Origin of the sequence: Kribbella sandramycini (assembly GCF_013131805.1) — a bacterium.
Taxonomy (GTDB): domain Bacteria; phylum Actinomycetota; class Actinomycetes; order Propionibacteriales; family Kribbellaceae; genus Kribbella; species Kribbella sandramycini.
Genome location: NZ_JABJRC010000004.1, coordinates 249,729 through 273,055, shown reverse-complemented (window position 1 = coordinate 273,055; position 23,327 = coordinate 249,729). Strand labels below are relative to the sequence as shown.

25 protein-coding genes and 2 tRNA genes are annotated in these 23,327 nt (G+C 68.3%); 21 read left to right on the top strand and 6 right to left on the bottom strand.

What is annotated here, in order from left to right; genetic code table 11:
* Window positions 1–5 precede the first annotated feature (5 nt).
* Window positions 6–500, top strand: coding sequence for a GNAT family N-acetyltransferase (locus HPO96_RS19485; RefSeq protein ID WP_337796718.1), 495 nt, complete (start codon window positions 6–8; stop codon window positions 498–500).
* Window positions 501–534: 34 nt separating this feature from the next.
* On the opposite strand, the gene HPO96_RS19480 is transcribed toward HPO96_RS19485, so the two are convergent.
* On the bottom strand, window positions 535–1,365 hold the full coding sequence (locus HPO96_RS19480) for a peptidoglycan DD-metalloendopeptidase family protein (RefSeq protein WP_171674917.1): 831 nt from the start codon (window positions 1,363–1,365) through the stop codon (window positions 535–537).
* Window positions 1,366–1,968: 603 nt separating this feature from the next.
* Here HPO96_RS19480 and HPO96_RS19475 point away from each other — a divergent pair.
* The 14 genes from HPO96_RS19475 (at window position 1,969) to rpmG (ending at window position 14,268) form a co-directional block, all read left to right on the top strand.
* A complete protein-coding gene (locus HPO96_RS19475; protein ID WP_171674916.1) occupies window positions 1,969–2,862 on the top strand; it encodes an ABC transporter permease subunit in 894 nt (297 codons plus the stop codon).
* Window positions 2,859–3,611 carry an amino acid ABC transporter ATP-binding protein gene (locus HPO96_RS19470; protein WP_171674915.1) on the top strand — a complete coding sequence of 251 codons (753 nt, stop codon included), beginning with the start codon at window positions 2,859–2,861 and terminating at the stop codon, window positions 3,609–3,611. Before HPO96_RS19475 ends, HPO96_RS19470 begins: the two co-directional genes overlap by 4 nt.
* Window positions 3,612–3,621: 10 nt before the next feature.
* On the top strand, window positions 3,622–4,581 hold the full coding sequence (locus HPO96_RS19465) for an ABC transporter substrate-binding protein (protein WP_171674914.1): 960 nt from the start codon (window positions 3,622–3,624) through the stop codon (window positions 4,579–4,581).
* Window positions 4,582–4,592: 11 nt separating this feature from the next.
* Window positions 4,593–5,546 (top strand): ABC transporter substrate-binding protein, encoded by a 954-nt coding sequence (locus HPO96_RS19460; protein ID WP_238355302.1) that lies wholly within the window; start codon window positions 4,593–4,595, stop codon window positions 5,544–5,546.
* Window positions 5,547–5,553: 7 nt separating this feature from the next.
* Window positions 5,554–6,609: an NADPH-dependent FMN reductase gene (ssuE, locus tag HPO96_RS19455; RefSeq protein ID WP_171674912.1), complete on the top strand. Its 1,056-nt coding sequence runs from the start codon at window positions 5,554–5,556 to the stop codon at window positions 6,607–6,609.
* A complete protein-coding gene (locus HPO96_RS19450) occupies window positions 6,606–7,637 on the top strand; it encodes an LLM class flavin-dependent oxidoreductase (RefSeq protein ID WP_171674911.1) in 1,032 nt (343 codons plus the stop codon). The genes ssuE and HPO96_RS19450 overlap by 4 nt, the downstream gene beginning before the upstream one ends.
* Window positions 7,634–8,950: an NtaA/DmoA family FMN-dependent monooxygenase gene (locus HPO96_RS19445; RefSeq protein ID WP_171674910.1), complete on the top strand. Its 1,317-nt coding sequence runs from the start codon at window positions 7,634–7,636 to the stop codon at window positions 8,948–8,950. The genes HPO96_RS19450 and HPO96_RS19445 overlap by 4 nt, the downstream gene beginning before the upstream one ends.
* A complete protein-coding gene (locus tag HPO96_RS19440; protein WP_171674909.1) occupies window positions 8,947–10,827 on the top strand; it encodes an FAD/NAD(P)-binding protein in 1,881 nt (626 codons plus the stop codon). The genes HPO96_RS19445 and HPO96_RS19440 overlap by 4 nt, the downstream gene beginning before the upstream one ends.
* On the top strand, window positions 10,817–11,926 hold the full coding sequence (locus tag HPO96_RS19435) for an LLM class flavin-dependent oxidoreductase (protein WP_171674908.1): 1,110 nt from the start codon (window positions 10,817–10,819) through the stop codon (window positions 11,924–11,926). The genes HPO96_RS19440 and HPO96_RS19435 overlap by 11 nt, the downstream gene beginning before the upstream one ends.
* Window positions 11,923–12,702, top strand: a complete 780-nt coding sequence (locus tag HPO96_RS19430; protein ID WP_171674907.1) for a DUF1684 domain-containing protein — start codon at window positions 11,923–11,925, stop codon at window positions 12,700–12,702. The genes HPO96_RS19435 and HPO96_RS19430 overlap by 4 nt, the downstream gene beginning before the upstream one ends.
* Window positions 12,699–13,742: an LLM class flavin-dependent oxidoreductase gene (locus HPO96_RS19425; RefSeq protein ID WP_171674906.1), complete on the top strand. Its 1,044-nt coding sequence runs from the start codon at window positions 12,699–12,701 to the stop codon at window positions 13,740–13,742. Before HPO96_RS19430 ends, HPO96_RS19425 begins: the two co-directional genes overlap by 4 nt.
* A gap of 125 nt (window positions 13,743–13,867) precedes the next feature.
* A tRNA-Thr gene (locus tag HPO96_RS19420) sits at window positions 13,868–13,940 on the top strand.
* Window positions 13,941–13,990: 50 nt separating this feature from the next.
* A tRNA-Met gene (locus HPO96_RS19415) sits at window positions 13,991–14,064 on the top strand.
* A 36-nt stretch (window positions 14,065–14,100) separates the two neighbouring features.
* On the top strand, window positions 14,101–14,268 hold the full coding sequence (rpmG, locus tag HPO96_RS19410; protein ID WP_131361122.1) for a 50S ribosomal protein L33: 168 nt from the start codon (window positions 14,101–14,103) through the stop codon (window positions 14,266–14,268).
* A gap of 59 nt (window positions 14,269–14,327) precedes the next feature.
* On the opposite strand, the gene HPO96_RS19405 is transcribed toward rpmG, so the two are convergent.
* Window positions 14,328–15,074, bottom strand: a complete 747-nt coding sequence (locus HPO96_RS19405; RefSeq protein WP_337796717.1) for a (2Fe-2S)-binding protein — start codon at window positions 15,072–15,074, stop codon at window positions 14,328–14,330.
* Window positions 15,075–15,154: 80 nt separating this feature from the next.
* Between HPO96_RS19405 and HPO96_RS19400 the strand changes: the two genes are divergently transcribed.
* The 5 genes from HPO96_RS19400 to HPO96_RS19380 all read left to right on the top strand — a co-directional run bounded on the left by HPO96_RS19400 (window position 15,155) and on the right by HPO96_RS19380 (window position 18,462).
* Window positions 15,155–15,577 (top strand): FAS1-like dehydratase domain-containing protein, encoded by a 423-nt coding sequence (locus HPO96_RS19400; protein ID WP_171674905.1) that lies wholly within the window; start codon window positions 15,155–15,157, stop codon window positions 15,575–15,577.
* Window positions 15,574–15,981, top strand: a complete 408-nt coding sequence (locus tag HPO96_RS19395; protein WP_171674904.1) for a MaoC/PaaZ C-terminal domain-containing protein — start codon at window positions 15,574–15,576, stop codon at window positions 15,979–15,981. The genes HPO96_RS19400 and HPO96_RS19395 overlap by 4 nt, the downstream gene beginning before the upstream one ends.
* Before the next feature lie 2 nt (window positions 15,982–15,983).
* Complete coding sequence (locus tag HPO96_RS19390; RefSeq protein WP_171675155.1) at window positions 15,984–16,997, top strand: UDP-N-acetylmuramate dehydrogenase; 1,014 nt, start codon at window positions 15,984–15,986, stop codon at window positions 16,995–16,997.
* A gap of 422 nt (window positions 16,998–17,419) precedes the next feature.
* Window positions 17,420–17,656, top strand: coding sequence for a hypothetical protein (locus HPO96_RS19385; protein WP_171674903.1), 237 nt, complete (start codon window positions 17,420–17,422; stop codon window positions 17,654–17,656).
* Window positions 17,657–17,667: 11 nt separating this feature from the next.
* Complete coding sequence (locus HPO96_RS19380; RefSeq protein ID WP_337796737.1) at window positions 17,668–18,462, top strand: helix-turn-helix domain-containing protein; 795 nt, start codon at window positions 17,668–17,670, stop codon at window positions 18,460–18,462.
* Here the strand turns inward: HPO96_RS19380 and HPO96_RS19375 are convergent.
* The 3 genes from HPO96_RS19375 to HPO96_RS19365 are packed head-to-tail and all read right to left on the bottom strand — an operon-like array spanning window position 18,456 to window position 21,127.
* A complete protein-coding gene (locus HPO96_RS19375; protein WP_171674901.1) occupies window positions 18,456–19,112 on the bottom strand; it encodes a hypothetical protein in 657 nt (218 codons plus the stop codon). The two genes, HPO96_RS19380 and HPO96_RS19375, sit on opposite strands and share 7 nt — an antisense overlap.
* Window positions 19,113–19,122: 10 nt before the next feature.
* Window positions 19,123–19,761: a 2'-5' RNA ligase family protein gene (locus tag HPO96_RS19370; RefSeq protein WP_171674900.1), complete on the bottom strand. Its 639-nt coding sequence runs from the start codon at window positions 19,759–19,761 to the stop codon at window positions 19,123–19,125.
* A 4-nt stretch (window positions 19,762–19,765) separates the two neighbouring features.
* Window positions 19,766–21,127, bottom strand: a complete 1,362-nt coding sequence (locus HPO96_RS19365; protein WP_171674899.1) for an NsdA family TPR-like regulatory protein — start codon at window positions 21,125–21,127, stop codon at window positions 19,766–19,768.
* A gap of 242 nt (window positions 21,128–21,369) precedes the next feature.
* On the opposite strand from HPO96_RS19365, the gene HPO96_RS19360 reads away from it, so the two are divergent.
* Window positions 21,370–21,873 (top strand): hypothetical protein, encoded by a 504-nt coding sequence (locus HPO96_RS19360; RefSeq protein ID WP_171674898.1) that lies wholly within the window; start codon window positions 21,370–21,372, stop codon window positions 21,871–21,873.
* A gap of 35 nt (window positions 21,874–21,908) precedes the next feature.
* Here the strand turns inward: HPO96_RS19360 and HPO96_RS19355 are convergent, their stop codons facing one another.
* Complete coding sequence (locus HPO96_RS19355; RefSeq protein ID WP_171674897.1) at window positions 21,909–23,279, bottom strand: TrpB-like pyridoxal phosphate-dependent enzyme; 1,371 nt, start codon at window positions 23,277–23,279, stop codon at window positions 21,909–21,911.
* Between the last annotated feature and the right edge of the window lie 48 nt (window positions 23,280–23,327).

The window sequence follows — 23,327 nt, the reverse complement described above, 5'->3', positions numbered from 1 at the left end:
GGCGCGTGAGCGCGGACCGTGAGGTAGTGATCCGGTGGGGTATCGAGGACGACGACGCGGCGCTGCTGCGGATCGAGCGGACGTCGTGGAGCCCGGAGTCCGGCTTCCCGTCGTACCTCGAAGGTCTGGGTGACCGCTTCTTCGAACGCACCGGCCCCGAGTCGCATCTGATCGCGGAGTGCGCGGGCGTCGTCGTCGGGTACCTGCGGCTGCAGGACAAGTACCAGTTTCGCGAGGGCAACGGCGTCCTGGCCGTCAACGGCTTGGCCGTCGCCCCGGAGGCCCGCGGCCGCGGCGTCGCCGCCGCCCTGCTGGCCGCGGCGGCGTACGAGGGCCGCCGGCGGGACGCGCGCAAGATCAGCCTGAACGTCCACAGCACCAACCTCGTCGCCCGCCGACTCTACGAACGCCACGGCTACGTCGTCGAAGGCACCCTCGCCGACGAGTTCGTCATCGACGGCCGCCCGATCGCCGCCCTGGTCATGGCGAAGACCCTCTGACCGGGTCGGATCAGAGGGTCTTCGAAGGCGCTGCTTACGGGTTCAGCCCGTGGGCGCGGAGCCAGGAGGACGGGTTGATCGGGTTCTCGCCGTCGGGGAGGACCTCGAAGTGGACGTGGGCGCCGGTGGTGTTACCGGTCAGGCCGATCGCGCCGACCTTGGTGCCGGCGGTGACCTGCTCGCCGACGGAGACGTCGAACTCGGCCATGTGGCTGTAGGAGGTGACGGTGCCGTCGGAGTGCCGGACCTTCACCTGGCGGCCGTAGGCGCCTTCGAAGGCGGCCTGGATGACCTCGCCGGCCATCACTGCGCGGATCGGCGTACCGTACGCCCCCGCGAAGTCGAGACCGGTGTGGTTGCGGGACCAGCGACCGCCGGCCTGGCCGAAGCGCGCGGTCAGGTGGTAGCCGGTGGTCGGGAGGACGACGCGGGGAGCGGCCTTCGCCTTGGCGATGGCGATCGCTTTGGCCTTGGCGAGTGCCTTGGCCTTCGCAGCGGCCTGGCGGGCGGCCTGCTGCTTGGCTGCGGCCAGCGCGACGGCGCGGCGCTGGGTGAGCGTGGCGTTCGCGGCCTGCTTGGCCAGGGCGGCCGCGCGCTGGCGCTCGGCCTGGACCTTCTGGACGCCGGCCAGGGACAGGTCGAAACGAGTGGCGTCCCGGGAGCCGAGGTCACGGCGGTCGATCCGGGCTGCGGTGAGGGCGCCGGCCTGTGAGGGGCTCAGTCCGGTGCTGGTGGTGTCTGCCTGGCCGGGGGCGGCGGCGAGACCGACGGCGGTGGTACCTGCGGTGGCGGCCAGAGCGGCGGTCAGGCCGATCAGCCGGGTGCGGCGGGTGCGACTTCGCTGGGTGGAACGGTGCTTGGCCACCCGGTGCGATGCAGCCGGGCGACGCGGTGCCGGCCGTTCTGCTTCCGGCACGTCAGGGTGAGGGGACACGATGGCCTTCCAGGTGGGAGTCATCGCCGTGGGAACCCACGACGGCTCATCGACCATAACGAGCAGATCACGGCCGCCTCAAACGCGGATTGCGACGGGATGACGGAATTCGATGACAGTGAGTGACTGCCGTCTCCCGCCGTGTGCGGCTCCAGGCGTGAATCCAACTACTTGAATCGGCGATCACCGCGTGAGCGAGGTCACCCGGGTTTCGGCGTGCTGCAGGCCGATTTGGCTCGGCCGGACCGTTATAGAGCGTCCACATATTGAGAGGTTTGTCTACCAACTTACTGATCTTTCAAGTTCGTCCCATACTGGGATGAGCCCGAAGATTCAGTGGCAAAAGGAGGGGACGGGAATGACACGCGCACTGCCGTACTACCGCCTCCACATCGACCTGCTCCGGGTTTCCAGCGCCCTCTGTCGGCGCTGAGCACCACTTCTCCGCACTCCTCGCACGACCGGTAGGCGTCCAGCGTCGGACGCCGGCGCCGCCGTGCCCGCGAAGCCTGCCCACCGCCAGGGAGAACGCCCGTGTCAACCACCTCGCTCAGCTCCACCCAGGACGCCGCCGGCCCACCGGCGTCCGTACTCCGTTCCGACTACGATCTGCCGATCGTCGCCCGCCGTCATCCGTGGCGCTGGGTCGGCGTCGGCGTCGTCCTGGTCCTGCTGGCGATGTTCGTCAATGGCCTGGTCACCAACCCTGGCTGGGATTGGCCGACGTTCTTCCAGTTCTTCACCACCAAGACGATCTTCAGCGCGCTCTGGGTGACCGTGCAGCTGACGATCTACGGCACCGTGCTCGGCTTCGCGCTCGGTGCGGTGATCGCAACGATGCGCCTGTCCAGCAGCCCGTTCTTGCAGGTAGTTGCCTGGGGCTACATCTGGGCGTTCCGGTCGATCCCGCTGATCGTGCAGCTGCTGTTCTGGTTCAACATCGCTTACCTGTATCAGGAGTTGAGCCTCGGCATCCCGTTCGGGCCGGAGTTCGTGCACTTCAGCACGAACAACCTGTTCGGCCCGCTGGGCGCTGCTGTCCTCGGGTTGGCGCTGCACCAGGCGGCGTACGCGGCGGAGATCATCCGCGGCGGCATCATCTCGGTGGACGCCGGGCAGACCGAGGCGGCCGCGGCGCTGGGGATCCCGAAGGTGCGGCAGTTCTTCAGGATCGTGCTGCCGCAGGCGATGCGGTCGATCCTGCCGAACGGTGCGAACGAGGTGATCAGTCTCTTCAAGGGGACTTCGATCGTGTCGGTGATGGCGATCCCTGAGCTCTTCTACCAGGTGCAGGTGATCTACGGCCGGAACAGCCGCGTCGTCCCGTTGTTGATGGTGGCAACGGTCTGGTACATCGTCCTGACCACCCTGCTGTCGATCGCGCAACGCTACGTCGAGCGGTACTTCAACCGGGGAACGACCCGATGATCGACATTCGCGGTGTGCACAAGAGCTTCGGCGAGCTCGAGGTCCTCAAAGGGATCGACCTCGTCGTCGAGGCCGGGACGGTCACGGTGATCCTGGGGCCGTCCGGCTCGGGCAAGTCGACACTGCTGCGCTCGATCAATCATCTGGAGAAGGTGGATCGCGGGCTGATCCGGATCGACGGTGAGCTGATCGGGTACCGGCGGCGCGGCGACAAGCTGTACGAACTGCGCGAGCGCGAGATCCTGCACCAGCGGTCGCAGGTCGGGTTCGTGTTCCAGAACTTCAACCTGTTCGGGCATCTGACCGCCCTGCAGAACGTCGTCGAGGCGCCGGTCTCGGCGCAGCGGCGGAAACGTAGTGAGGTCGAGACACTGGCCCGCGAGCTGCTGGAGCGGGTCGGCGTCGGCGACAAGGCCGACGTGTACCCGCGGCAGTTGTCCGGTGGTCAGCAGCAACGAGTCGCGATCGCGCGGGCGCTCGCGCTGCGGCCCAAGGTGCTGCTGTTCGACGAACCGACCAGCGCGCTCGACCCGGAGCTGGTCGGCGAGGTCCTCGATGTGATCAAGGAGCTCGCCCGCGACGGTTCGACGATGGTCGTCGTCACCCACGAGATCGGCTTCGCCCGTGAGGTGGCGGACACCGTCGTGTTCATGGACGACGGCCGGATCGTCGAGTCGGGCCCTCCGCACGAAGTGCTCGACAACCCTGCCCAAGAGCGCACTCGCGCCTTCATCTCCAAAGTCCTCTGAGGAAGTCGTCATGAAACGTAGTCCCCTGCTTGCCGTCACCGCGGCCGCCGGCGCGCTCCTGCTCGTCCTGGCCGGTTGTGGCGCCGAGCCCACGGCCAGCGCCGCGGGCGGCGACACCGGTGTGAACACCTCCGCCGAACAGAACCGGATCACTACCACCAAGAACGACGCAGCGGCGGCGCTGCTGCCCGCGAAGGTCCGCGACCGCGGCACGCTGCTGATCGGCGGCGGGTACGGCAGCGGCACCGTGCCGCTCGGCTTCTACGCCGACGACAACAAGACCCCGATCGGTCTCGAGGTCGACATCGCGCACCTGGTCGCCGGCGCGCTCGGGCTGACCCCGGAGATCGACGTCACGAGCTGGGAGAACCTGTTCGTCGGGCTCGACTCGGCCAAGTACGACGTCGGCTTCTCGAACATCACCGTGACCGAGAAACGTAAGCAGAAGTACGACTTCGCGACGTACCGCAAGGACGACATTGCGTTCGAGGCGAAGAAGGGCGGGAGCTGGCGGGTCACCGGCGGAAAGGACATCGCCGGGAAGACGATCGCGGTCGGCTCCGGGACGAACCAGGAGAAGATCCTGATCGACTGGAACGAGGCGAACATCAAGGCCGGGCTGCCGGCGGCGACGATCAAGTACTTCCAGCAGAACACCGACACCTACCTGGCACTCGCCTCCGGGCGGATCGACGGCTACCTCGGCCCGAACCCGTCGATCGCGTACCACATCAAGACCTCCGGCGAGACCGAGTCGATCGGCAAGTTCTCCGGCGCCGGCCCCACCCTGCAAGGCCTGATCGCCGCCACCACCAAGAAGGACAGCGGTCTCGTGCAGGCCTACCAGGCCGCGCTGAACGCCGTCATCGCCGACGGCTCCTACGCCAAGGTGCTGGAGCGCTGGAACGTCGCCACCGAATCCGTGGCCAAGTCCGAGATCAATCCCCCCGGCCTCCCGATCACGAGCTGAGGCTTCTTATGTTGAGGAGATTTCTCGTAGGCGCGGTCTTGCTCGCGACGGTTGCTGCTTGTGCGGATCCGAAGAGCGCGGCTCCGGCGGGGGACGCTTCGGTGGTTGCGTTCGACACGTCGGCGGAGCAGGTGCGGGTTACGTCGGCGAAGGTGGAGGCTGTTGCGGCCGAGCTGCCGGCTGAGGTGCGCGACAGCGGGAAGCTTGTGGTGGGCAACGGGTCTGCGGGTGGGGGTCTGCCGCCGTTGGGGTTCACGGCGGATGACAACAGGACGCCGATCGGGGTCGAGATCGACATCGCGTATCTGGTCGCGAGTGTGCTCGGGCTGCGGGCCGAGGTGCAGACGACGAGCTGGGAGAACCTGTTCCTCGGGCTCGACTCGGGGAAGTACCAGGTGGGGATCTCGAATATCGGGGTGTCGGAGTTGCGCAAGGAGAAGTACGACTTCGCGACGTACCGGCTCGGGCTGCACGCGTTCGAGGCGAAGGCCGGCTCCGGGCTGAAGGTGGCCGGGCCGGCCGATATCGCGGGGAAGAAGGTCGCGGTCAGCTCGGGCACGCTGCAGGAGGCGATCCTCGTCGACTGGAACCGGCAGAACACCGCCGCCGGCCGCGCACCCGCCGACCTGAAGTACTACCAGCAGCCGGCCGATACCTACCTGGCCTTGCAGTCCGGCCGGATCGAGCTCTACCTCGGCCCGAACCCGAACGGCACGTACCACGTCGCGACGCAGAAGCAGACCGAGATCGTCGGCACGGTCTCGTCCAGCTACCCGGTCCAAGGGCTGGTCGGCATCACGACGAAGAAGGACAACGGCCTGGCCAAGCCGCTGGCCGACGCGCTGAACGCGGCGATCGCCGACGGCAGCTACGCGAAGGTGCTGGCCAAGTGGGGCCTCAGCGACGAGGCCGTCCCGAAGTCGTTGGTCAACCCTCCAGGCCTTCCCAAGGACAAGCAGAAGTAGGAGAACCATGGCGACCATCGCAACGATCTCCAGCAGCCCGTCGGTACCGTCCCGGACCGACGCCGTCCTCGAGTACGTCACCAAGCGTCTGATCAGCCACGGGCACGAGGTCACCCCCATCGTGCTGCGGGACCTGCCGGCCGAGCCGTTGCTGCACGGCCGCGCCGACGACCCCGGGATCGCGGCCGCGATCAAGACCCTCGAAGCGGCCGACGCCGTCGTGGTCACCACACCCGTCTACAAGGCGGCGTACGCCGGGTTGCTCAAGGTGTTCCTCGACCTGCTCCCGCAGTACGCGCTGAAAGGTAAGACCGTGTTGCCGTTGGCAACGGGTGGGACGCCGGCGCATGTGCTGGTGATCGACTACGCGCTGCGGCCGGTGCTCACCAGCCTCGGCGCCGGCGCGATCGGGCAGGGCTGGTTCGTGCTGTCGGCACACATCAATCTGTACGACGGCGGCGGCGTCCTGCTCGATCAGGCGGCGTCCGTCCCGCTCTACCAGGTGACCGAGGCGTTCCTGACCACGGTCGAAGGTGGGCAACCGCTCGACAGTACGCCGGTGCAGGCGGCGGAGATCGAGGTACTCCGGGCCCGTCCGGAAGACCCGGAGGCAGCGCCGCTGCTCGCGGATCTGATCGTCGAGTACAGCACCCGCTACGGCCGAACGACCGAGCACACCCAGCTCACCGAGGTCCCGGCGAGCGACTTCCACACCGACAGCGGGGGCGCGTTCGTCCTGCTCCGGTACGGCGGTCAGACGGTCGCGGGCGGCGCCATCCGCCGATACGACGACCAGACGGCCGAGGTGAAGCGGATGTGGACGTCCCATCTGCACCGCCGCCAAGGGCTCGGACGCCGCGTACTCGCCGAACTGGAGCGGGCCGCGGTCGACCTCGGCTACCGGAAGCTCTACCTGACCACCGGGCCCCGGCAGCCCGAGGCGGCCGCGCTCTACCGAGCCGTCGGCTTCCAGCCGCAGTTCGACGTCGACGCCGACCCGGAGTCGATCGGACCGCTGCCGTTCACCAAGGACCTCACACTCGCCCTGAAGGTGGCCTCATGAGCCGGCTGATCACCGCCATCGAGATCGACGGCGCCGGGGGAGACCCGGGCGCCTGGCGCGGCCCCGAGGTCGACCCGGGCGCGATCCTGACCGGCGAGCTCGCGCTGCGCGCCGTCCAGCGCGCCGAGGCGGCGGGGATCGACATCGCCACCTTCGCCGGCACGCTCGAAGCGCCCGCGGACGCCGCCGGCCGGGTCGGCGTCCAGCTCGATGCCCTCGGCCTGGCTGCCCGGATCGCCCCCGCCACCGAGCGGATCGGACTGCTGCCCACCATCACCGTGACGCACACCGAGCCGTTCCACGTCCAGGCGTCGGTCGCCACCCTCGACTACGTCTCCGCCGGCCGCGGCGGCTGGATCGCCGACGTCTCGACGTCCGCCGAAGCAGCCGCCGTCATCGGCCGCCGCGACCCCGCCCCGGCCGCCGACCTCTGGCGCGAGGCCCGCTACGTCGTCGACGTCTCCCGCCGCCTGTGGGACTCCTGGGACGACGACGCCATCATCCGCGACGCCCCCACCGGCCGCTTCGTCGACCGCGACCGTCTCCACTACGTCAACTTCACCTCTCCCACCTTCTCCATCAAGGGCCCTTCCATCGTCCCCAGACCCCCGCAAGGCCACCCCGTCACCGCCGTCCGGGTCAGTGCGCCGGACGCGTTGCAGGCGGCCGCGGACGCGGAACTGGTGATCCTCCCGGAGACGACCGACCTTGCGGAGCGCGTCGCCGCTCTGCGGACAACCGACGGCGCGACCACCCCCCGCGTCCTGGTCTCGGTCGCCATCAGTTTCGAGCAGGCCGGCGCGGCCGAACAGCTTGCGGGCTCCATCACCGACTGGCAGGCCGCTGGAGTCGACGGCGTGCATCTGCGGCCCGCCTCGCTGGAAGTCGACGTGCCGATCATCGCGGACGAACTCATTCCGTTGCTCAAGGCAAGAAAAGTTGTGGGAGAAGCGCGGGCGGGGACGCTGCGGAATCGGCTCGGGTTGAGCCGGCCGGTGGGCAGGTACGCGGCGGGGAGTGGGCGATGACCAAGCAGATTCATCTGGCGGCCCACTTTCCCGGCGTCAACAACACCACGGTGTGGTCGGATCCGGCATCCGGGTCGCAGATCGACTTCGCATCCTTCAAGCATCTGGCGGCGACCGCGGAGCGGGGGACGTTCGACTTCTTCTTTCTCGCGGAGGGGCTGCGGCTGCGCGAGGTGAAGGGGAAGATCCACGACCTCGACGTGGTCGGGCGGCCGGAGTCGCTGACCGTCCTCAGCGCTCTGGCCGCCGTGACCACGAACCTGGGCCTGGCGGCGACGGTGAACTCGACGTTCAACGAGCCGTACGAGCTGGCCAAGCGGCTCGCGACGCTGGACCACCTGTCCGCGGGCCGGGCGGCGTGGAACGTGGTGACGTCGTGGGACGCGTTCACCGGGGAGAACTTCCGCCGCGGCGGCTACCTCGACAAGGCCGACCGGTACGTCCGCGCCCAGGAGTCGCTCCGCATCGTCCGCAAACTCTGGGACTCGTGGAGCGCCGACGACCTGGTCCTGGATCAGGCAGCGGGCGTCTTCGCCCGGGAAGGCACTGGGGCCTTCGCGGACGACGGCGACCACTTCACGATCCAGGGCCGGTTCGGGCTGCCGCCGTCCCCGCAGGGCCGGCCGGTGATCATCCAGGCCGGGGACAGCGACCAGGGCCGTGAGTTCGCGGCGTCTGGTGCCGACGTGATCTTCAGCCGGCACTCGACGTTCGCGGCCGGGCAGACCTTCTACAAGGACGTGAAGGATCGGCTGGCCAAGTACGGCCGCACCGAGGAGTCGCTGAAGATCATGCCCGCGGTGACGGTCGTCGTCGCCGACACGGACGCCGAAGCGGCCGACAAGGCCCGGCACGTCCGCGAGCAGCAGGTCTCCGGCCAGACCGCGATCGTGCTCGCAGAGCTGATCTGGGGTCGCGACCTCTCGGCGTACGACCCGGACGGCCCGCTCCCGACCGAGGCGCCGGTCGCCGGTTCGAAGGTCACCCAGGGCCGGACCGGGTTCAACGACCAGGAGGCCGTCGTCGCCGAGTGGCGCGCGCAGGCCGCGGCGAACAACTGGTCGCTGCGCGAGACCGTCATCAACCAGCAGAATCGGCAGACGTTCATCGGCTCCCCGGAGACGATTGCCACCGAGCTGAACCGGCATGTCCAGGAGGACGCCGCCGACGGCTTTGTCCTGGTCCCGCATCTGACACCCGGCGGTCTCGACGACTTCGTCGACCGCGTCGTCCCGCTGCTCCGCGAACGCGGCGTCTTCCGGTCGGAGTACGCCGGTACGACGCTCCGCTCGCATCTGGGGCTGACGTCGTGAGAGCCGTCCGCGAGGGGCCGCCGACGGTGGTCTTCGTCGGCGCCGGGCCGCGGACGGTCGGCCTGCTCGAACGGTTCGCGGCCAGCGCGCCCGAGCTGCTCGGCGATCAGCCGGTGGAGATCCACGTCGTCGATCCGTACCCGGCCGGCGGCGGGCGGATCTGGCGGCGCGAGCAGTCCCGCCTGCTCTGGATGAACTCGATGACCTCGGACGTGACGATCTTCACCGACGAGTCGGTCGAGTGCGAGGGCCCGATCATCCCCGGGCCCGACCTGGCCGGCTGGGTCAACGGGCCCGGCGCCACCATTCTGGAGCGGGCGGGGCTCGAGTTGCCCGGCCCGATGGACTTCCCGCCCCGGCTGGTCCAGGCGGAGTACCTGTCCTGGGTCTGGGAGCGCGTCGTCCGCGATCTACCGGCGTCCGTGACCACTCATCTGGAGCGTGCCGTCGAGCTGACCGCGGATCAGCGGGTGATCCTCGCATCCGGTCAGGAGATCCACGCCGACCTCGTGGTCCTTGCCCTCGGCTACCTCGATCGGTTGCCGACGGCATCGGAGCAGGCGTGGGTGACCGAGGCCGCGGCCGCTGGTCTGACCTACATCCCACCGGGGTACACAGCGGACGTCGGTCTCGGCGGCCTGCTGCCCGGGGAGAACGTGATCGTCCGCGGCTTCGGTCAGGCCTTCATCGACCTGATGGTCCTGCTCACCGAGGCCCGCGGCGGCTGGTACGACGAGTGCGACGGCATCCTGACCTATCGCCCGTCCGGAACCGAGCCGATCCTGTACGTCGGATCGCGGCGCGGCGTGCCCTATCACGCGAAACTCGGCTACACCGTGGCCGGGACGAAACCCGTCCCGACCCGCTACCTGACCACGGCCGCGCTCGCCGAGCTGGGCGACGGCGTCCTCGACTTCGACCGGCAGGTCCGCCCGCTGATCGACAAGGAGCTGGCCTTCGCGCACTACCAGCAGCTCTTCAACGCCCACTCCGAACGAACTCGCTGGCCGTGGGAGCGGTTCCTGGCGGTACTGGACGGTTCGTTGCCGGATGCACCTGTATTTGCCGCCGCCGTCCTGGAAGCGGTGCCGGATCCGGTCGATCGGTTCGTTCGCTCCGAAGTCGATCGACCACTGCACGGACGGTTCTTCGCGGATCGGACGTCGTTCGAGAAGTTCCTGGCCGAGTTGATCGAGGATGATCTGCTCCGTCGCGCGTCCCCGGAGTACTCGGCGGATCTGGCCGTCTTCAACGCGTTGCTGAGTATCTACAGCGTGCTGTCGGTCGCGATCACCGAAGGCAGGCTGTCGGACGAGGACCGGGTTCGGCAGGTGGAGACCGAGTGGCACGGGTTCTTCTCGTTCGTCGCCAGCGGCCCGCCGCCGCGCCGGCTGGAGGAGCTGCTCGCGCTGCATCGGGCCGGCATCGTCCGGTTCGCCGGGCCGGACCTGGAGGTTGCTATTGACAACGATCGGTTCGTTGCCCGGTCGTCCGGAGTGGCCGGGGAGATTCGGGCCAAGGCCTTCGTCGAGGCGCGGTTGCCGCGGCCCGACGTCCTGGCGTCGACCGATCCGCTGCTGCGCGGTCTGCTGGCCGACGGCACGCTCGCGGCCGATGAGTTGTTCGCCGCCGACGGGACGAGTCTCGGCGGCGGCCAGCTCAAGGCCGACGCGCAGAGCCGTGCGATCCGCGCCGACGGGACCGTGCATCCGGCGCTGTTCCTGCTCGGTCCGTCGGTCTCCGGCTCGGCCGGCTCGTCGGGGTTCTCCCGGCCGCATTTCAACGGTCCCGGCTTCCGGCAGAACGACGCCGTCGCCCGGAACTTGCTCACCTTGCTCGCACCCGCCGTACGGAAGGAAGAACGTCATGCCAGTTGAGTTCCTGGGCATCGCCGGGACCAACCCGGCCAGTGAGGTCACCACCCGCCCCGGTGGCGCGCTCGACCTGGAGTACACCGCCAAGCTCGCTCGCGCGCACGAGGACAACGGCTGGGACCGGATCCTGTTCGCCTACCACTCCGGGTCACCCGACCCGGCGCAGGTGGCGGCGTACGTCGCGGGCAAGACCGAGCGGATCAACCTGGTTGTGGCGCATCGGCCGAATGTCGCCTACCCGACGCTGACCGCGAAGACCTTCGCGACACTCGACCACCTCAGCGGCGGCCGGTTCGAGGTGCATGTGATCACCGGCGGCTCGACTGCCGACCAGGCGGCCGAAGGCGACTTCCTGAGCAAGGACGACCGGTACGGGCGGACGCGCGAGTTCATCCAGATTCTGAAGCAGGCGTGGACGTCGGAGGAGCGGTTCGACTTCGCCGGGCAGCACTACCAGTTCGAGCAGTTCCTCGCGGATATCAAGCCGCTGCAGCAGCCGCGGCCGCGGATCTCGTTCGGTGGGTCGTCGGCAGCGGCGTACGCCGTCGGCGCGGCCGAGGCGGATATCTTCGCGCTGTGGGGTGAGCCGCTGGCCGGCACGCGGGAGCAGCTCGCCACGATCGAAGCTGAGGCTGTTCGGGCCGGGCGCAGTGATCGGCCGACGATCCAGATCGCCTTCCGGCCGATTCTGGCGCCGACCGAGGAGCTGGCCTGGGAGAAGGCCGAGTCGATCCTCGGGCGGATCAAGGACGTCCAGGGCGGTGCGCAGCCTGCACATGCTCGGCTGCGCTCTCGGAGCAACCCGGAGAACGCCGGCTCGCAGCGGCTGCTGAAGGCGGTCGCGGAAGGCGAGCGCCACGACCGCGCGCTCTGGACCGGCCCGACCGGGCTGACCGGCGGTGGCGGCAACTCGACCGCGCTGGTCGGGACGCCGGACACCGTCGCGGCCGCGCTACTCGACTACTACGACCTCGGCATCCGCATCTTCTCGGCCCGCGGGTACGACATCTACGACGACGCGATCGACTTCGGCCGCTACGTCATCCCGCTGGTCCGGTCCGAAATCGCCCACCGTGAATCCCGGAAGGACCTCGCCTCATGACTGTGGTTTCCGACCTCGAGCAGGACTGGCAGACCTGGCACGCCGCGCGTGAGCAGGATCTGAACACCGACTACGGCTGGCTGACCATCGTCGGCTTCGACTGGTTACCGGCTGCGCCAGCTGCGCTGTCCGGCCTGCCGGGGGAGTGGTGGTTCGCTGACGGCCAAGCACATGTCAGGAGCGCTGGTGAGCTGAAACTGAACGGTGTCCCCATTGAAGGGACAGCGTCCGCGTCCGTCGCCGAGGCGGGTTCGCTGAGCTGGTTGTTCTTTGGTGACCGGCTGATCGAGCTGGTGCTGCGCGGCGGCCGGTACGCCGTCCGTCAGCGCGATCCGGGCGCAGAAACGCGTGCTGACTTCAGTGGGGTGCCTGCGTACCCGTTGGATGCCAGTTGGGCGGTTCGGGGCTACTACACGCCGTACGGCGCTCCGGAGCGAATCGAGGTCAGCACGGCCCGCGACGACCTGCGGCAGCACGTCACCGCGGTCGGGACAGTCCACCTCGCGCTGGGCGGCTCGGCGTACGAGCTGGTGGCGACGGCGGCCGCGGACGGGCGGCTGTCGTTGTCCTTCCATGACGCGACGAACGGATCGGAGACTGCGCCTTGGCGCACGGTGACCACTGGGGTTGTGGAGCGTGATCAGTCGGTGCTGATCGACTTCAATCGGGCAATCAACCTGCCGTTCGCCTTCACCGAGTTCGGGACCTGTCCGGCGCCGGTGACCGGCAACCGGCTCGGACTGCCGGTGACAGCCGGCGAGAAGAAGGTCCGGTGAAGTTCTGTACCTACACGCTGATCGACAACTCCCCGGATCCGATCAGTGGGGTGCAGCTGTCGACGGCCGAGCGGTTCCAGCACGTCGTCCGGCAGGCGCAGTGGGCGGAGGAGCTGGGCTTCGACGCGTACGGCGTGGGGGAGCGGCATGCGCAGCGCTTCATCTCGTCGTCTCCGCCGGTCGTGCTGTCGTACATCGCGGCTGTGACGTCGCGGATCCGCTTGCTGACGACGGTGACCGTGCTGTCGCTACTGGACCCGGTGCGGGTCGCGGAGGACTACGCGACGCTGGACCAGCTGTCCGGTGGGCGGCTGGACATCATCATCGGCAAGGGCAACGACCCGGACCAGAACGCGCTGTTCGGGTACGACCTGGATGGACAGTGGGACCGGAACCGCGAGAAGTACGAGCTGCTTCGCCGGCTGCTCCGGGAGACCGGTGTGACCTGGTCGGGGAGCTACCGGCCCGATCTGGTCGATGCGACCACACAGCCGCGGCCGTTCCGTCCGTCCGGTATTCCGCTCTGGCACGGGTCGGCGTCCTCGACGGAGTCCACCGAGCTGGCCGCGCGGTTCGGTGACCCGCTGTTCTCGGCCAATGGTTTCCATCCGCTGGAGAAGTACGCCGGACTGATCCGGCACTACCGGGAGCGCTGGGAGGCCTACGGGCATGACCCGGCCGACGCCGTCGTTGGTGCAGGCTTCAACGGGCTCTACGTCAAGAAGACGTCGCAGGAGGCCGTTGCGGGCTATCGGCCGATCTTCGACGCGTTCATGGACTCTCCGGGCGCCAAGCACAACCAGCTGCCCTTCACGACGCTGGAGGACTTCCTGGACCGCGGGTCGGTTCTGGTCGGCTCACCGGAGCAGGTGATCGACAAGTTCGGCCGCTACCAGGAGGCCTTCGGGCATGAGCTGTCCGGCGTCTCACTGGAGGTCCCGGGCCTGCCGGAGGCCGAGAGCCGGGCCTCCGTCGAGACCTTCGTCACAGACGTTCTGCCGGTCCTGCGAACCAGTTACCCGTCTCGGGTCTGGAACTAGGAAAATTGGTCAGAAGTACTCCGGAGACCCGGTATGATTTCCGAGTCGGACAGAGGGGGGCGCAGGGTGCGCCTGGCTCGATTTCACATCGAGGCGGCAGACCGTGTAATCTCTCTCCTCGTTCCGCCCCTTTAGCTCAGTCGGCAGAGCGTCTCCATGGTAAGGAGAAGGTCTACGGTTCGATTCCGTAAAGGGGCTCTGAGATCGACAGCTCATCCGGTCCGCCGGGTGAGCTGGAGAACTCTCCAGGCGGGGTAGCTCAGGTGGTTAGAGCACACGGCTCATAATCGTGGTGTCGCGGGTTCGACTCCCGCCCCCGCTACCCACCACCAGTACTTGACGATCAGAAGAGGCAGCAGTGGCTAAGTCAACCGATATTCGCCCGAAGATCACGTTGGCGTGCACGGTTTGCAAGGAGCGCAACTACATCACCAAGAAGAACCGGCGTAACAACCCGGATCGCCTGGAGATGAAGAAGTACTGCGCGCGTTGCAACGACCACACGGACCACCGCGAGACCCGCTGATTTCAGCAGCTTCCGCGAGGCCCGCTCCGATCATCGGGGCGGGCCTTTCGCTGTGCCCACTACACGGTGATGATCGGGCGGCCGGCTTCGTACGCGGCCAGGCGCTCGTCCCGGGGCGTGAGGCAGCAGGAGCCGCAGAGCGTCCCGTTCCCGGCCTCGCTCGTGTAATACAGGCAACACGTCTGCCGTAGGTAGACCAGCTTCCCGCCGGCCTGCGTGACGTCGCCCAGCCGCGCCAGACCAGCCGGTGCTTTGGCGACGAAGGTCTGCCACCGCTCCAGCAGGTACGCCGGCTCGATCGCCTCCTCCTCGCGGGTCGCCGCGCAGAACGCCATCGCACAGCCCGCAGCGACCCCGCCGTGCACCTGACGCAGCCCGGCGCGGGTCCGCCGGTGCAGCTCGGCCGACAGCGGCAGCAGATGCTGACGCAGGACGACGTCGTACAAGGTCTCCAGCCCGCCGGGCAGGTAGTCGGCGGAGCGGATAGCGACCGCGGCCAGCCCGTGCCCGTCGTGTGGTTTCACCCACAGGTTGTGTGGCCGGACGTCCAGGACGTGCCCTTCGAGCGCCCAGAGCAGCAGCGCCGCCGCGGGTGCGCGGCCGGCGTAGAACGACATCAGGCTGAGCGCGTTCGCGTGCGCGGAGACGTGTCCGCTGGCGTCGTCGTCCCGTTTGAGGAGCTCGGTCAGCTCCGGACCGTCCAGCTCCAGGATCCGGTCCACCCGGAGCCACTCGGGGCCCTCCGGCTCGCCGATCTCCAGCCGATACCGAGGCGCGTACCTGGCCAGCGCCGTCACTGCCGTCACGTTCAACCTTCCCCAGTCGGGTCTCACGGTTCCCGGGTGGCGGCTCCGGGGGCAACAGTCTGCCAGTAGGCTCTGGCGATATGACGATCGACGCCACGATGGTCGGCCGGAGCTACGCGGCCGCCGAGTCCTACCAGGTCGGCCGGGAGAAGATCCGCGAGTTCGCCGACGCGATCGGTGACGGCAACCCGGCGTACCGGGGTGCTGACGCGGTGGCGCCGCCGACGTTCGCATTCATGCTCGGCAGCCTGGCGCTGGAGCAGCTGCTGAACGACCCGGAGCTCGGCCTCCGGCTGGACCGGATCGTGCACGGCGCGCAGAAGTTCACCTACTCCCGCCCGATCAAGGCCGGGGACGACATCGCCGCGACCGCCACCATCACCACCGTCCGCAAGGCCGGTGACGTCGAGGTGATCATGTACGAAACCGCCCTCAGCACCGTCGACGGCGAGCCGATCGCCACCTCGACCTCCACGATCTCGCACAACCGGGCGGACTCATGAACAAGATCTCCGCGGGTGACGTCCTCCCGGAGCTGACCGTCACGCTGCGCCGCGAGGACCTGGTCCGGTACGCCGGCGCCAGCGGCGACTTCAACCCGATCCACTGGAGCGACCGGATGGCGGCCGCCCTCGGCCTGCCCGGTGTGATCGCCCACGGCATGCTGACGATGGCCTCCGCCGTCCGCGTCGTCACCGACTGGCTCGACGACCCGGCCGACCTGGTCGAGTACGGCGTCCGCTTCACCAAGCCGGTCGTCGTCCCGGACGACGACGCCGGCGCCGAGGTGGTCTTCTCGGCGACCGCGGCCAAGGTGGCCGACGGGCTGGCCGAGTTCGACATCACGGCGCTGTTCGCCGGTGAGAAGGTCCTCGGCCGGGCCAGGGCGGTCGTGCGCGTCCCGTGAGCATCCAGCTGGCCGATTTCACGACGCTGCGGATCGGCGGACCGGCCGACAACTTCGTCGAGGTGACCACCGAGGACGAGCTGATCACCGCCGTCCGGGACGCCGACGCCGCGGGTGAGCCGGTGCTGCTGCTGTCCGGCGGCAGCAACGTCGTCATCGGCGACGACGGTTTCCGCGGGACGGCGATCCGGATCCGTACTCAGGGCATCCGGGTCGACGCCGACGCCTGCTCCGGCGCGATGATCCACGTCCAGGCCGGCGAGGACTGGGACGCCGTCGTCCAGCGCGCCATCGCCGAGGAGTGGAGCGGCCTGGAGTCGATGTCCGGGATCCCCGGCCTGACCGGCTCGACCCCCGTCCAGAACGTCGGCGCCTACGGCCACGAGGTCGCCGAGACGATCGCCTCCGTCCGCGTCTGGGACCGCGCCGAATCCCGGATCCGCACCCTCTTCGCCGCCGACTGCGGTTTCGCCTACCGCACCTCGCGCTTCAAGACCGCCCCCGAGCGCTTCGTCGTCCTCGAGGTCGCCTTCCAGCTCAAACTCGGCAACCTCTCCGCCCCCATCGGCTACGCCGAACTGGCCCGCACCCTCGACGTCGAACCCGACTCCCGGGCCCCCATGCAGGACGTCCGCGAAGCCGTCCTCGCCCTCCGCCGCTCCAAAGGCATGGTCCTCGACCCCGCCGACCACGACACCTGGTCCGCCGGCTCCTTCTTCACCAACCCCATCCTCGACACCCCCGCCGAAGTCCCCGCCGGCGCCCCCCAATGGCCCCAACCCGACGGCCGCGTCAAAACCAGCGCCGCCTGGCTCATCGAACACTCCGGCATCCCCAAGGGCTTCACCCTCGGCCCCGCCGCCGTCTCCACCAAACACACCCTCGCCCTCACCAACCGAGGCGCCGCCACCGCCAAAGATCTCCTCTCCCTGGCCACCCACGTCCGCTCCCAAGTCCACCAAGCCTTCGCCATAACCCTCACCAACGAACCAGTCCTGGTGAACTGCACCCTCTGACCGGCTGCGGGTAAACAAACTGAGGCGGCGACCCTTCGGGGTCGCCGCTTTGTGTTTTTCGTGCGCCGGGGAAGAACTTTGCAACACTTTAACCTGCGCGATCAGCAAATGGCCGAATTCGAGGCGGCCGGGGACGCCGGATCGTGCTGGTGAGCGGAGTGAATCGTTGCCGATGCACCATTCCGCACCAGGTGCCCCGGTTGTGATCCGTGACCTCGCCGTTGTGCTCGGGGGACAGCCTGGGACAGTTCCGTGAATTACCGTGCAGCTCCCGGCATTGCCTGCACCAAATTGCGCACCATGGCCGGGACAAGCTGCACCACTTGTCCCCAACTTTCGGCTTTACATTGACAGTCGGCGTCCGGATACTTCTCTCCGCCGTGTGATCACCTCGGCGTAGCTATTGACAGGAAGGTCCTCAGATGTCCCGAGTTCTCGGATCGGTCGGCCGTGGCCCGACCAGACCACCGGTGCCGCCGCCGCTGATCGTGCTGGTACTTCGCGCCGTGGTCTTCGTGAGTGCTGTTGCAGCGGTGGTCTGGTCGTGTGGAGCCGGGCTGAGCATGTCTGTCGTCTGCGAGTCCTTGGCGGTTCTGCTGCCGGTGCTGGCGGCTGCCATCGTCGCGCTGACTCGTGGACGCGTAGCTGGAACGGAGTGACGTTGTCTTCTGTGATTTCATCCCCTGACTCCGCCACCTGTGACTACCCGGCCGAGTTCGCGCGGCAACTGGCGCGATTTCGGGAGCGGTCGGGTTTCAGCGTGCGGGAGCTCGCCGAGCGAGCTAACTGTTCGCACAGCCAGATCGTGCGGGCAACGGGACCAAAAGTTCCGACCTGGAAGGTGGCAAAGGCGTTCCTCGCTGCCTGTGGATTCGACAAAGCAGCACTCGACGGTTGGCAGATTGCCTGGCAGGTGGCCAGAGACGCCGAGCGGGAATTGTCCCGTGACGAGTACTCGACAGCGGGTCGCGAGTGGTTCTGGAGCACCGCGAAAAACAGCTGGAGCGAAGGTATGAAAGCCGCCTCGTCAGCCAATCCGGTGCTGGTCCTACTGCGTGACGTGGAAACTCCGGAAGGACTCGGGAACGCGATCCGTACCCTGGCCTCTCGGGCTGGCCACACCACAGTACGGGCTATCGCGGACGCTTCGGGCGTGGCCAAATCGACGATGCAGCGATGGCTCCGCGGCGAACGTCCTCCGACCGAACCCAAGCTCAGAGACGCCGTAGTAATGCTCGGTGCCACCCCGGAGGAACGCGAAGAGTTCCTGGATGCCTTACGCCGGCTCAACGAAACGCCCTGTGCGGAACCTCACCCGGACAGTCAGCTTCCTTGTGTCCAGCACCCGCGTCACCGAGGCTGGCACACCACTTCGAGCGGCCTGCGCTGGCTGGACGACGGCCCGTCGTTCGAGATGCTGATGCGGGACTATCGGGCGAACAAGGGTGACAAGCCGGTTCAGTAACGCCAGGTGAGTTCGTGCGCCTGCATCCAGGCAAGAAGTCGCTTGGCGGCGGCCTCCTCCTCTGGAGTTGCGTCGGCCTGCGACAAGTCGGCGAGTACCTGTGTGGGGGCCGCGACTCGGACTCCGGAGGACGATCCCCGGCGGCGTAGGTAGACGACGTCGGTTGTCGTCTCGATCAGGACGACACGGTCTCGCCGGGACGCCGGCTCGTCGGTTTCCACCGGGGCAAGCGCCCAAGCCGTTGCCGCGGCTTGGGCGTCCGGCGTATAGATCACCGGTTCGAGGTCAGGCGTGCTCGCAGTCGAGAAGCCGGCGGCGTGGACTCCGGACAAGGCATGTTTGGTGGACGTGGCCGCGATGTGGCCGAAGAGCCGTCGGATGGTCCCGGTCGTCTGCCAGTACGAGGTCTTGTTGGTGGCGGCGAGCGGAGCGGTCGTCGCCCACCATGAGAGCAGGAACGGCCAGTCGGGGACGGCGACGATTCCACCGCGGCGGCGGTCGATGAGGGTCTCGGCTTCGAGGGTGTTGAGGATGGCGCGGACGGCGGGGGTCGGGACCTGGCTGAACTCGACGAGGTCGTGAGTGGTCCAGATGGAGCGGTAGTCGAGCAGGGCGCGTACCACTCGCGCGGAGGCTTCTTCGGTGGACATAGCGGCCGGGTCAGACATTGGCGCCGCCGGCGAGATGTCCTAGTCCGATCGTGGCGTGCGAGGACCATTGGTAGCACTGGTGATCCCGATTCAGATCGAGCAAGCTGACCTCGTTGAGGTAGATCTGGGTGGAGCCGGCCGAGAACTGATGGACGCGCTCGCGGAGTGGGGCGGCCGGGGCCGGGCGGTTCCAATAGCCGATGGAGATGTGCGGGTCGAGGTCGGGGAAGGCCGGAATCGAGTCGGCGCCGCAGACTTCGGTGATCGCGTCGCGGAGCGCCATCCAGACCTGCCGGACCTGGTGGCTGGGGCGTACCGGTAGTTGGAGACTCTCGACGTCGACGATCGCGGGCCCGATGGTGACTCCGAACGGCTCGACCGACCGGAGCCGCCGACGTGCCGCCGACACCAGGGAGTCGAGCTCCGCGCGGCTGACCTTGTCCGCGAAGCCGACGCCCTGCAGGGTGAGGTGCAACCACCGAGCGGGTACCGGTGTGAGCTCAGGCATGGAGGCCAGCAGCGGCTCGTACTTGTCGCGGAGTGTGGACAGCGCGGGAGCGTAGGGGAAGACGACGTGCCAGGTGTAGAAGGAACGCCCTTGACGCCAACCCGGCCGCCAGTACCAGTGGTCGCGTACTTCATCGGTCATGCGGCTACTCCTCTTCCGCGGTCTGCCGTGCGCTGCCTGCGACCGATATCCCGTAGAGCGGCGGTCTGCGCCCGGGTAGATCGGGATGATCGAGGAAATTGCGCAGGCGGTCGCGCAGGTCGCGACCCCGGGCTGTGCGAGTGAATGGCTCGGCCAGCGCCGTGACCTCCCCGAGCCGGTGCAGAAGCGGGCGGACGCGGTACTCCAGCGCCGTCCCGAGCACCGGCTGCATTGCGTCGATCGCGCCGTCCAGTTCACCGAGCAGCAGATGAGCTTTCGCCTGCTGCAATCGGATCATGCGCTCGGAGCCCAGGTTGCGGGTGACATGAGGTGCGGCCTCGAACCCTGCCACTGAACGATTCGCGTGCGTGAGAGTCGGTTTGACGCGTCCCAGGGCGAGGTGCGTGTCCGACCAGATGCCTTCGGCGCGCTCCGGCGTACACAAGAGCGGCCCCGGGAACTCGGATTCGTGCGGCTCGGTGGCGACGTCCTGCGCCGTCTTCAGGGCCTGTTGCGCCGCGCTGGACTGGCCGGAACGCGCCAGATCAACAGCGAGTGCTCCGGTCAGGAACCGGCGTGAGGTCCCGGTGGCGTAGCGGAGACCGTCCTGTGCGTACTCGCCGGCACGGGTGAAGTCGTCCTGCCAGAAGGCTGCCGTGTGCTGGGTGGCCCGGATCCAGGCGCGTAGCTCGTGGTGATCTGCCGCTTCGGCGCAGGCCCAAGCCGTCCTGGCGTGGATCTCGGCGACGTCCGGGCGGCCGAGGTCGGTGGACATCCAGGCGAGCAGCGTGATCGCCCAGCCGGCCGCGCTGTACAGGTCACGGGACTGGTTGGGTGACTGGTTGCCCTCCAGCAGAGCGAACGCCCGGTCGCGGACGGCCCGGCTGCGCTCGAAGAGCGGTTGGGTCGGAGCACGTAGATAGAGCTGGGCGACTCGCCTGATGTCGGCGTTCAGTTGTTCGACGGTGAGCTCGCCGGCGTTGGACTCTTCGGCGAACGTCAAGAACGCGATGGACTCGTCGCCGGCCCGGACGACGTCCGCCTCGTGGCCGATGGTCGACGGCAGCACGAGCTCGGATTCGCCGATGGTCGCGCCGGGCGGTGGAACGAAGCCCAGATCATTGTCGGAGGCAACATTGAGGATCTGCCGTAGACCTGACCTGTAGGCGGCGCCTGGCCAGCGAACGGCGCCTCGCTCCATCTTGGCGATGTAGTGGCCGTCCAACTCGTAGCGGACTTCGGTCGTCTCCCAGAGCCAGCCGCAGATGGCATCGGCAAGCTCGGCGCGGGACATGTGTTCGCCTGGCGCGCGCCGGGAAGGAGTGCGCTCTCTTGCTTTGCGCAACAGATCGTTGGCGGCTGGCATGGCGGTAACTGTAGGTGTTCGAACACCGTGTGCGACGGGAAAATCGGCGTTCTGGTGCAGCTGCCCCGGGATGCCCCGAGATGCCCCGATTTTCAACGCTGTAAGAGCTTTTTCGGTCATCTACAGCGTTGAGAGTGCGGATGTTGACGAGCAGTTCGGCTGGTGGAGAGGTTCGCTGAGCGTGAATGGGTGGGGCAGGGCGGGGCAGGGTGGGGCATGGCCCGGGGGATTAGGGTCTTGGTGTGGCTGAGGAGGCGGTGACTACGTTGCGGGCGGGGTTGGGGTTGTTCGGGCGGGCGGAGGAGGGGTTTGCGCTGTTGGAGGTGTTCTTGGAGGTGGGGCGGCCTTGGGTGGGGGCGCTGGTGGTGGAGCCGGAGGAGTTGCGGTTGCCGGAGGTGATGACGGACGACCGGGGGGTGGTGCAGGGGGTGCTCGAGGAGATCGGGCGGGAGGAGCGGGGGCGGTTCCGGGGGACGGAGCGGGCGTTCGATCCGGATGACCCGCGGGCGGCGTGGGACTACGTGCGGGTGGCGCATTGCGCGCGGCATGCGGCGGTGTGGAGTGTGGGGCGGCGGACGACGTACTTCGAGGCGAGTGAGTACGGGTGGGCGGCGACGTACTGGTTGCCGGAGTCGTTGAAGGTGGCGTACTTCGATGCGATTCGGGCCAAGGGGTGGGCGGTGCCGGCCGGGTGGCTGGCGGCGGTGGGCAAGCAGCCCAAGCCCTGGTGGAAGCGCGGCGGGTAGGGCGGGTCAGGCGCGCGGGTGACCCGCCCTGCGGCTCAGTTGATGGCGGGGAGTTTGGTGAGGGCTTGGGCGACGGCGGCCTGGATGTCGGCGTCGGCCCAGTCGCGGTCGGGCATGGCGCCGCTGAGGTAGGCGTCGTACGCGGCGAGGTCGAGGTGGCCGTGGCCGCAGAGGGCGGTGAGGATGACTTTCGCCTCGCCGGACTCCTTGCAGAGGAGCGCCTCTTCGATGGCGGCGGCGAGGGCGTGGGTGGGCTCGGGGGCGGGGACGATGCCTTCGGTCCGGGCGAACTGGAGGCCGGCCGCGAAGCACTCGGACTGGGGTTTGGCGACGGCCTCGATCTCGCCGGTCTCGTAGAGATGGCTGACCAGCGGGCTCATGCCGTGGTAGCGCAGGCCGCCGGCGTGGATCGGGTCGGGGACGAAGTCGTGGCCGAGGGTGTGCATCTTCATCAGCGGGGTCATCCCGATGGTGTCGCCGAAGTCGTAGGCGTAGGTGCCCTGGGTCAGTGACGGGCAGGCGGCCGGCTCGACGGCGCGGACGACCGGGGACATCCGGCCGGCCCACTTCTCCCGCAGGAAGGGGAACGCCAGACCGCCGAAGTTCGACCCGCCGCCGGTGCAGCCGACCAGCAGATCGGGCGTCTCGCCGACCATCGCGAGCTGGATGAGCGCCTCCTCGCCGATGATCGTCTGGTGCAGCAGCACGTGGTTGAGTACCGAGCCGAGCGCGTAGTGGACGTCAGGCGACTGGACGGCGGCCTCGACCGCCTCGCTGATCGCGATCCCGAGCGAGCCGGTGGACGACGCATCCGCGGCCAGGATCTTCCGCCCGGCATCGGTCAGCTCGGACGGGCTCGGGTGCACCGTCGCGCCGAAGACGCCCATCATCGCGCGCCGGTACGGCTTCTGGTCGTACGACGCCCGCACCTGCCAGACCTCGCACTCCAGCCCGAACTGCGCACAGGCGAAGGCCAGCGCCGTCCCCCACTGCCCGGCGCCCGTCTCGGTCGTCAGCTTCCGGACGCCGGACTTCGCGTTGTAGTACGCCTGCGGAACGGCGGTGTTCGGCTTGTGTGACCCAGCTGGCGACACGCCCTCGTATTTGTAGTAGATCCGCGCCGGCGTCCCGAGCGCCTTCTCCAGCCGGTGCGCGCGGTACAACGGACTCGGCCGCCACAGCCGGTACACATCGAGCACCTCACCGGGAATGTCGACGTACTGCTCCTGCGAAACCTCCTGCAGGATCAGATCCATCGGGAACAACGGCGCCAGATCCTCCGGCCCGACCGGTTGCCCCGTCCCCGGATGCAGCACCGCCGGCGGCGGCGTCGGCAGATCGTGCAACACGTTGTACCAACGCGTCGGCATTTCGTCCTCGGGCAACAAGATCTTGGTGACCGTCATGCCAGCAAGTCTGGTCGCCGCCCAAGGCCCTCACAATGCCCTGAACCA

Coding starts and splice junctions, on each gene's coding strand:
- HPO96_RS19370 (WP_171674900.1), bottom strand. CDS start 19,761: ATGACCGATGAAGTACGCGACCACTGGTACTGGCGGCCGGGTTGGCGT.
- HPO96_RS19395 (WP_171674904.1), top strand. CDS start 15,574: ATGAACAAGATCTCCGCGGGTGACGTCCTCCCGGAGCTGACCGTCACG.
- HPO96_RS19385 (WP_171674903.1), top strand. CDS start 17,420: ATGTCCCGAGTTCTCGGATCGGTCGGCCGTGGCCCGACCAGACCACCG.
- HPO96_RS19470 (WP_171674915.1), top strand. CDS start 2,859: ATGATCGACATTCGCGGTGTGCACAAGAGCTTCGGCGAGCTCGAGGTC.
- HPO96_RS19445 (WP_171674910.1), top strand. CDS start 7,634: ATGACCAAGCAGATTCATCTGGCGGCCCACTTTCCCGGCGTCAACAAC.
- HPO96_RS19400 (WP_171674905.1), top strand. CDS start 15,155: ATGACGATCGACGCCACGATGGTCGGCCGGAGCTACGCGGCCGCCGAG.
- HPO96_RS19375 (WP_171674901.1), bottom strand. CDS start 19,112: ATGTCCACCGAAGAAGCCTCCGCGCGAGTGGTACGCGCCCTGCTCGAC.
- HPO96_RS19465 (WP_171674914.1), top strand. CDS start 3,622: ATGAAACGTAGTCCCCTGCTTGCCGTCACCGCGGCCGCCGGCGCGCTC.
- HPO96_RS19365 (WP_171674899.1), bottom strand. CDS start 21,127: ATGCCAGCCGCCAACGATCTGTTGCGCAAAGCAAGAGAGCGCACTCCT.
- HPO96_RS19450 (WP_171674911.1), top strand. CDS start 6,606: ATGAGCCGGCTGATCACCGCCATCGAGATCGACGGCGCCGGGGGAGAC.
- ssuE (WP_171674912.1), top strand. CDS start 5,554: ATGGCGACCATCGCAACGATCTCCAGCAGCCCGTCGGTACCGTCCCGG.
- HPO96_RS19430 (WP_171674907.1), top strand. CDS start 11,923: ATGACTGTGGTTTCCGACCTCGAGCAGGACTGGCAGACCTGGCACGCC.
- HPO96_RS19355 (WP_171674897.1), bottom strand. CDS start 23,279: ATGACGGTCACCAAGATCTTGTTGCCCGAGGACGAAATGCCGACGCGT.
- HPO96_RS19435 (WP_171674908.1), top strand. CDS start 10,817: ATGCCAGTTGAGTTCCTGGGCATCGCCGGGACCAACCCGGCCAGTGAG.